This is a genomic window from Candidatus Palauibacter australiensis (assembly GCA_026705295.1).
In the GTDB taxonomy this organism is placed as follows: domain Bacteria; phylum Gemmatimonadota; class Gemmatimonadetes; order Palauibacterales; family Palauibacteraceae; genus Palauibacter; species Palauibacter australiensis.
This window is the reverse complement of record JAPPBA010000051.1, coordinates 1-7,912: the sequence shown is the minus strand read 5'-3', so window position 1 is coordinate 7,912 and position 7,912 is coordinate 1. Positions and strand designations below refer to the sequence as shown.

Sequence of the window (7,912 nt, the reverse complement as noted above, 5' to 3'; positions counted from 1 at the left end):
ACGGAATCCGCGTCGGCGACCTCATCGAGTTCTAGCATGGACCATCGTATAGAGGAGGACTCCATGGGGGAGATGGCGATTCCCTCCGACCGGCTCTACGGAGCGCAGACGGAGCGAGCCCGCCAGAACTTCCCCATCTCCGACCTCCGCTTCGGGCGCCGCTTCATCGAGGCGCTCGGCGCGATCAAGCTGGCGGCCTCCCGCGTGAACCGGGATCTGGGACTCCTCGAACCCCAGCTCGGCGAAGCGATCGAGCGGGCGGCCGGCGAGGCCATGACGGGGGAGCTGGATTCGCACTTCGTGCTGGACATCTTCCAGACCGGGTCGGGCACGTCGACGAACATGAACGCGAACGAAGTCATCGCGAACCGCGCCATCCAGCTCCTGGGCGGGGTCGTGGGTTCGCGGAGCCCGGTCCACCCCAACGACCACGTCAACCTCGGGCAGTCGTCGAACGACGTGATCCCCACCGCCACCCACGTCTCGGGACTGGTCGCGATCGAGCACGAGCTTCTGCCCGCGCTGGAGCGGCTGCGCGCGGCGCTCGCGGAGAAGGCGGAGGAGTTCGATCACATCGCGAAGGCGGGGCGCACGCACCTGCAGGACGCGACGCCCGTCCGCCTGGGACAGGAGTTCGGGGGCTACGCCAGCCAGGTGGGGCACGGGATCCGGCGCGTCGAGGCCGTCCGTCCCGCGCTCGCGGAACTCGCCATCGGCGGGACGGCGGTGGGCACCGGCATCAACACGCCGGCCGACTTCGGCGCGCGAATGTCGGCCGCGCTGAGCGAGATCCTCGGGGTCGAGTTCGTGGAGGCGTCGAACCACTTCGAGGCGCAGTCGGCGCGCGACGCGGTGGTCGAGGCGAGCGGGGCGCTGCGAACCGTCGCCGTGAGCCTGACCAAGATCGCGAACGATCTGCGCTGGCTGTCATCCGGTCCGCGCACGGGCCTGGGCGAGATCAACCTCCCCGCCGTGCAGCCGGGTTCGTCCATCATGCCGGGCAAGGTGAACCCGGTGATGGCGGAATCGGTGCTTCAGGTCTGCGCGCAGGTCATCGGCAACGACGCCGCGATCGTCGTGGGCGGGCAGTCGGGGAACCTCGAACTCAACGTCATGATCCCCGTGATGGCCCACAACCTGCTCGAGAGCGTGCGGATCCTTTCCACGGCGAGCGTCGAGTTCGCCGAACGCTGCGTCCGGGGGATCACGGTGAACGAGGAGCGCTGCCTGCGGAACGCGGAATCCACCGCGGCGCTCGCCACCGCGCTCGCGCCCGTCATCGGATACGACAAGGCGGCCGAACTCGCCAAGCTCAGCCTCGCGGAAGACCGCACCTTGAAGGAACTCGTGCTGGAGCGGGGACTCGTGGCACCGGCGGAACTCGACCGCATCCTCGACTTCCGCGCGATGACCGAGCCCGGCTGACCCGGCCCGCCGGGGGACGGGGAGAAGGCGCTAGGGGACGGGGACCAGCGCCTCCGGGAGCAGGCGATTCACCGTGAGGCTGGAGAGCCGAAAGGCCTCCGTGCCGTCCGCGAGGCGAGCGACCCAGTCTCCGCGTTCCTCGTCCTCCAGCAGGAGGATCGAGAGTTCGAGTTGCCGGCCCGTGACATCGGCGGACCCCTCCGAGAACACCTCGAACCATCCGTCCGGGAGCGTGAAATCGGCGGCCGCCTCTTCTTCCGCCGTGGGGAAGCCGGAAGCGGAGACGGAGGGCAGGATGGAGAGGAGCCGCTGCACGAGCGCCGAGTCCGCCGGTGCGTCCCCCGCCACGTCCTCCGCGAGCCACCCCTCGTCGCTCCGGCGTAGCACGGCCTCCCGTTCCCCGCGACGCATGAGGATTTCGCGGACGGCGGCGGTGTCCACGGAGGCGATCAGGCGCGGGCGCCACCCGTCCCGGTCGCGGCTCAGGTAGCCTCCCGCCGGACCGTCGAGCCGATAGACGACATCGTCGCCGGGAAGGCGCACGAAGTAGCCGCCGGAGCGGGTGTCCCTGCCGCCGAGATGGAACCGCCGCACGTCGCCGCCGGCCGTCCGCACTTCGACGCGCCGACCGCCCTCCGCGACGCCCAGGCCGGCGTGATTCGAAGGGTTGCGCGCGACGAGTTCCGACGAGGAGAGCCGCCCGGCCACGTCCAGGAGGTCGCGGATCTTGGGTTCGTCCGCCACGTATCCGTCGACCGTCCACCCCGCGTCCGTCCGCTCGAGACGCACCGTGCCGGCGTCGTCCGCGAGCACGATGTCCACGCCCGCGATGGAGTCCGTCACCACGAAGGAGAAGCCGTCCCCTACATCCAGCGTCCCCCCCTCGCCACTGTCCCTGAACAGCCGGGGCAGGGTGAGAAGCACCGCCACGCCGAGCACGATCGCGATGAGCTTCAACTGCTTCGCGTTCATGTGAGCGCTCCTCCCTCGCTGAAGGAGCGCTGCTGCACCTGCCGCCGCCGCGCGAGCCGCAGCACGCCGATGAGGACGAAGAGCAGCGGGACGCCGGCCAGATTTCCGTACCGGGTCAGATCCGGGAACCACTCGTTGGGGAAGAGGAGGAGCGGCGGCGCGCGGTCCTTGGACCGGATCGAGATCAGCGCCTCGTCCTGGGCGAGCCAGTCGATCGCGTTCTGGAAGAAGACCATGCCGGCCAGCCCGGACATCGACTGCGCAAGCGTCTCGTCGTGGATGAGCGACGAGGAACTCGCGAGGACGATGCGGCCCCCGCCCGGCTGCGTGTAGGCCAGCGCGAGCGTCTCCATCGCCACGTCGTCCTCGGAGAGCTGTCCATCCGGCGCGATGACCGCCTCCCAGTCCTGCATCGCGTCGATGGACAGCGGCGTCCCCAGTCGTCCGCCTATGTCCGAAGTCGTGAGTAGCGGAGTGACCAGGGTGCTGTCCTCCACCTCGACGAGGAGCGGGCTCCCGAACCGGATCGGCACGTTCGCCACGCCCTCCACGATCACATGCCTGGAGGCCGGCTGAGCGAGCATCCAGAACGGATAGTCCACGATGAAGGGACCGCTCTGCGACGGCACCTGCACCTGTTCGTGGAGCCGGAGGTCGAAGGCCATCGACGGGACGATGCCGAGTCCGCGCGCCTGCAGCAGCGAATCGAGGGCCGGATCGAAGGTGGGGCCCGCGTAGCGCGCCTGCATGTCCGCCGTCACGCCGGACTTCAGCACGAAGAGACTCCCGCCGTCGTCGACGAAGCGGCTCAGGATCTCGCCCGCCGCGGGCTCCAGCGGCATCTGGCCGCCGGCGATCACGAGGACGTTGATCGAGTTCGGCACCGCCACGGTCGTCGAGTCCACGCGGAACTCCATCAGGTCGTACTCGAGCGCGAGGCGGCCGCGCGCGAGCCGAAGCCCCGCGTCCAGGCTCAGTTCGCCGTGCCCGGTCAGGATCCCGATGGTGGGGCGTTCCGGTCGCGTGAGGGCGCGGATCATCGAGGCGAGACGGTATTCGAGGTCCGCCGTCTGCCGGATGAGCGGGATAATCTGGCTCTCGCCGGCGTACTGGACCGCGAGCGCGAAGTAGCGCTCCTGGTACGACACCTCGTCATCGTCGAGGATCTGGAACGGCACGGCGCGGATGCCGAGCAGCCCCGCCTCCTCCCGCGCGTCGGGGTCCTCGTCGGGGTCCAGCCGGACAAGGTTCACGTTGGCCCCGCCGGTGGCGTCGAGATCCCGAAGGAGGTCGTCCACATCCCGGCCTACGGCAGCGAGTTGCGCCGGCAGTTCGGCCGACTGGAAGAGCTTGATCGTGACGAGGTCGTCCACGCCGCGCAGCAGGTCGGCCGTCGGCGGGGAGAGCGTGTAGACCTTGCCGGGGGTGAGGTCGAGTCGGCCGCGCAACTGTGCGCCCGCCAGGGCGGCGAAGATCGCGATCCCGACCAGGCCGAGCACGCCCACGCGCAGCCGCCCGTACGCCGGCCGTTGGCGGCTCAGGCGCTCGCGCATGACGGAGAAATACGTGAGCGAGAGGAACGCCGTCCCGAGCGCCGCGAAGTACAGGACGTCCCGCAGGTCGATCACGCCTCGCGCCACGTTCGAGAAGTGCCCGAGCACGCCGAGGCGCGTCGCCACCGCGGCGAGGGGGCCGGGGAGGGAGAGGGTGACCGTCGGGAGTCCGATGAGGTAGAGGGCGAAGCTGACCGTGACCCCGATGATGAACGCGGTCACCTGGTTCCTCGTGAGCGAGGACGCCCACAGGCCGACCGCGATGAGGGCCGAGATGAGGAACATCGATCCCAGGTACTGGGAGAAGACGACGCCCCACTGGAGGTCGGCGCCGAGCGTGAGACCGAGGGGGATGCCCAGCGTCCCCGCCATCGCGATCGACAGGAAGAAGAGGACGCCGAGGAATTTGCCGAGCAGGAACTCCACGACCTGGATCGGCTGTGCGAGCACGAGTTCGAGCGTCCCCGCGTTGCGCTCCTCCGCGAACGACCGCATGCAGACGGCCGGAATGAAGAAGAGCAGGAGCCAGGGAAGGAGGGACAGCATCGGTCGCAGCGACGCCTCGCCGAGGAGGTAGGCCTCCTGGAAGTAGAAATAGAAGTTGATCCCGAGGAAGATGACGAGGAGGATGTAGGCGGTCGCGTGGTCGAAGTAGCCCGCGAACTCCCGCTTCGCGACCGTGAGGATGCGGCCGATCATCCGTCCACCTCCTCGCCGGCCGTCTCTTCGGGGGTCTCGCCGCCAGCCTCGTCGGCCGTCTCGTCGGCCGGTCCCGCGCTCTCGGCGGTGAGCCGGTGGAAGAGATCCTCCAGGCTCGCCTGGGCGAGGTGCAGCTCCCACAGCGGCCATCCCCGCGCCGCGGCGAGTCGCGAAATGTCCGGACGCGGATCCTGGCCGGCGCCGCCCTCGACGGCGAACCGCGCCCGTCCGCCCGCGTCCGCCTCGACGGCGTCGGCCCGGGCCACGGAGGCGAGGTCGCCCATGGCCTCCCCGGCGGCATCCGCGGGAGCTTCGAGTTCGACCATCACCCGGGCGCCGCCATGTCCGGCGACGAGCGCATCGACGGAGCCATCCGCGACGATGCGCCCCTCGTTGATGATGACGACGCGCGAACACGTCTTCCGCACCTCCTGCATCACGTGCGTGCTGAGGAGGACGGTGCGGTCGGTCCCCACGTCGCGGATGAGGCTGCGGATCTCCACGCGCTGGTTCGGGTCGAGCCCTTCGGTCGGCTCGTCGAGGATGAGGATCTCCGGCTGCGAGAGGATGGCCTGCGCGAGGCCGACGCGCTGCCGATACCCCTTCGAGAGCTGGTTGATCGGGCGGTAGTAGACGGCTTCGATGCCGGTTTGCGCGACGACATCGTCCGTCCGCGCGCGGATCTCCTCGGTGCCCATGCCGCGCAGCCGGCCCATGAATGTGATGTACTCGCCCGCGAGCATGTCCCGGTACAGGGGGTTCGTCTCGGGCAGGTAGCCGATGCGGCGCCGCAGTTCGACCGGGTGGTCCTCGATGGACAGGCCATCGATGGAGATCGTGCCCCCATCGGGTTCGAGATACTGCGTGAGAAGCCTCATGGTCGTCGTCTTGCCCGCGCCGTTCGGCCCGAGGAAGCCCACGACTTCGCCGCGGTCGATCGAGAACGTCGCGGAATCGACCGCAACGGTCTCGCCGAACTTCTTCACGACATCGGTCAGCGATACGAGTGACATGCGAGTGACATCAGATCCGGTTTGGAGATGTGAGACGGGGCGGGAAAAGTAGATCGGGCGGGGTGCGAGTCAAGCGCCGCCGGACCTGCCGGCCGCTCGTTGCGGGCCGTCGGCCACGGGTCATCGCAGACAGGCCGGGGGCGCGGGTGTAGCTTCTCGGGCATGAACGTACTCCTCGATGCGGCCCGGCGGGTGGTGGGCCTCGCGCTGGTCGTGCTCGTCGTCGTCCCCGTCTTCGTGGTCCTCGATCCGTCCGCGCCTCGGGGCGCGCTGGACGACCTCATGCGTCGGTCGGGTTTCGAGCACTGGACGTACAGTTGGGGCGTTGCGACCGGCGTCTGGACCCTCCTCGTGGTTGGAGTCGCCGTCCTCGCAGGAATGTTCGGGGGAGGGAGGCTGTCCGGCATTCTCACCCGGATCGGCCGGGCGATCGAACGGCCGCCGGCGTGGTCGGTGGCCGCGTTCATGGGCCTGCTTGGCGCCGGGCTCGCGACCGCGGTCGCGCTGGTCGCGTTCGATGGCCGCACGCTCGTCACTGACGCGAGCGTGAACCTCTTGCAGGCTCGCTACTTCGCCGCCGGGGAGCTGGCCGGACCTCCACTCGCGATGCCGGAGTTCTGGTCCATGCAGTTCATGGTGCAGACGCCCGCGGGGTGGGTGTCCCAGTATCCCCCGGCCCACGCCCTGTGGCTTGCGGTCGGCTTCAAACTGGGTGGTCCATGGATCGCGGTGGCGGCGACCATGGGAATGCTCGGCGTCTTCTCCGTCCTCTCTTTCGAGCGCCTGCTGCCCGACCGGATCGCGGCCGCCCGGCTCGGCGCCCTGCTCGCCGTCACGAGTCCCATGCTGCTGGCCCTCGCCGGGGCCTACATGAACCACGCCACGGTCGCGGCCTTCGCCGCGCTCGCCCTCTGGCTGTCGCTCCGGGCCGAGACGGGCCGGGCCGTGTGGGCGCTGGCGGCGGGCGCCGCGATGGGCGTCATGGTCACGACCCGCCCCGTCTCCGGCCTGCTCATCGGCACCGCCGTGACGGCCGGCGTGTGGCTCACCGCGCCGCGGCAGGAACCGGGCCTGCACCGGCCGTGGCTTCTGCGCCGCTTCGCCTGGTGGGCGCTCGGCGGCCTCCCGTTCGCGGTCGGCTTCGCCTGGTTCAACGCCCACTTCTTCGGCAGCCCGCTCACCCTCGGCTACACGGCCGCCACCGGCCCCAGCCACGGCCTCGGCTTCCACGTCGACCCATGGGGCCGCATGTACGGCTTCACACGGGCGCTGGGCTACACGTCGACCGAATTGCTCTCGGTCGGGCGCGGACTCTTCGGCACTGTGCTGCCGGTTGCCGCGCTGATTGGACTCTACCTTCTCCTGGCCCGCCGCCTGCGGCGCGGCGAGCGTATCCTCGCCGCGTGGGCGCTTCTGCCGATCCTCGCGAGCGCGCTGTACTGGCATCACGACCTGGTGTTCGGGCCGCGCATGCTCGGCGAGGCCGTGCCGGCCTGGTGCGCCCTCCTCGTGCTGGCGACGATCGGCCTCGCCCGCGCGGGCCGCCGCCCGTGGCTCTCGGACGGGATCGCCGTCCTCGTCCTCATTCCCCTCGTTTACGGCCTGACCGCAGGGGGGGCGGAGCGCGTGGTCCGCCTGGGAGGCCGCGCCGCGCTCGTTCCCGAAATCACGGAGCCCGGCCCGTCGCTCGTGTTCGTGCACGAGTCCTGGCAGGACCGGCTCGGCGCCCGGCTCGCCGCGCGGCCCATGAGGCTCGACAGCGTAAGGGCTCTCCTGACACAGTATGACCCTTGCCGTCTCGAGGGTGCTCTCGTCGGAGCGCAGCGACCGGAGGAGGTGGTCGATCGGTGCGGGCGCGAGGCGGCGGCCGACCGGCTCGGCGCGATGGGCCTCACCAGCTACGTGTGGCGCGGGGATTTGCCCGGGCTCGGCGGCTCGGGCGTGCTTTGGACCCGTGATCTCGGGCCGGAAGCGAACGCGCGCCTCATCGAGGCGGAACCGGGCCGAACGCCCTTCTTGGTGCTCCCGGACAGCGCGAGCGCCGGCCTGGTGGTCCCCTACCAGATGGGCGTGAATGCACTCTGGGGCCCCACCCCGCCGTAGCTGTAGACGCTAGGGACGTTGGCGACCCTCACGCCGCCAGCGGCCTCGTGTCGTACTGTGCCCAGAGGACCCAGAGCGCCCAGTCGAGGTCGAGGGGGTCGCCCATCCAGAGGCTCGTCGCCGTCCACGGGTCGATCCCCTCCTGCC

General features: G+C 70.1%; 5 protein-coding genes. 2 read left to right on the top strand and 3 right to left on the bottom strand.

Annotated elements, in window-relative coordinates; all coding sequences use genetic code 11:
- The first annotated feature begins 36 nt into the window (after positions 1-36).
- Positions 37-1,425 (top strand): class II fumarate hydratase, encoded by a 1,389-nt coding sequence (locus OXN85_03825; protein MCY3599091.1) that lies wholly within the window; start codon positions 37-39, stop codon positions 1,423-1,425.
- Positions 1,426-1,455: 30 nt separating this feature from the next.
- Here the strand turns inward: OXN85_03825 and OXN85_03820 are convergent, their stop codons facing one another.
- Genes OXN85_03820 through OXN85_03810 form a run of 3 tightly spaced genes read right to left on the bottom strand, consistent with a single transcriptional unit; the run spans position 1,456 to position 5,662 of the window.
- The gene (locus OXN85_03820; protein MCY3599090.1) at positions 1,456-2,397 is read right to left on the bottom strand and encodes a DUF4340 domain-containing protein; all 942 of its coding nucleotides are present in this window, start codon (positions 2,395-2,397) and stop codon (positions 1,456-1,458) included.
- Positions 2,394-4,649, bottom strand: a complete 2,256-nt coding sequence (locus OXN85_03815; GenBank protein ID MCY3599089.1) for a Gldg family protein — start codon at positions 4,647-4,649, stop codon at positions 2,394-2,396. The genes OXN85_03820 and OXN85_03815 overlap by 4 nt, the downstream gene beginning before the upstream one ends.
- Complete coding sequence (locus OXN85_03810; protein MCY3599088.1) at positions 4,646-5,662, bottom strand: ATP-binding cassette domain-containing protein; 1,017 nt, start codon at positions 5,660-5,662, stop codon at positions 4,646-4,648. Before OXN85_03810 ends, OXN85_03815 begins: the two co-directional genes overlap by 4 nt.
- 162 nt (positions 5,663-5,824) lie before the next feature.
- Between OXN85_03810 and OXN85_03805 the strand changes: the two genes are divergently transcribed.
- Entirely contained in the window at positions 5,825-7,765 is a 1,941-nt protein-coding gene (locus tag OXN85_03805; protein MCY3599087.1) for a hypothetical protein, read from the top strand.
- Positions 7,766-7,912 lie beyond the last annotated feature (147 nt).

Coding starts and splice junctions, on each gene's coding strand:
- OXN85_03810 (MCY3599088.1), bottom strand. CDS start 5,662: ATGTCACTCGTATCGCTGACCGATGTCGTGAAGAAGTTCGGCGAGACC.
- OXN85_03805 (MCY3599087.1), top strand. CDS start 5,825: ATGAACGTACTCCTCGATGCGGCCCGGCGGGTGGTGGGCCTCGCGCTG.
- OXN85_03825 (MCY3599091.1), top strand. CDS start 37: ATGGACCATCGTATAGAGGAGGACTCCATGGGGGAGATGGCGATTCCC.
- OXN85_03820 (MCY3599090.1), bottom strand. CDS start 2,397: ATGAACGCGAAGCAGTTGAAGCTCATCGCGATCGTGCTCGGCGTGGCG.
- OXN85_03815 (MCY3599089.1), bottom strand. CDS start 4,649: ATGATCGGCCGCATCCTCACGGTCGCGAAGCGGGAGTTCGCGGGCTAC.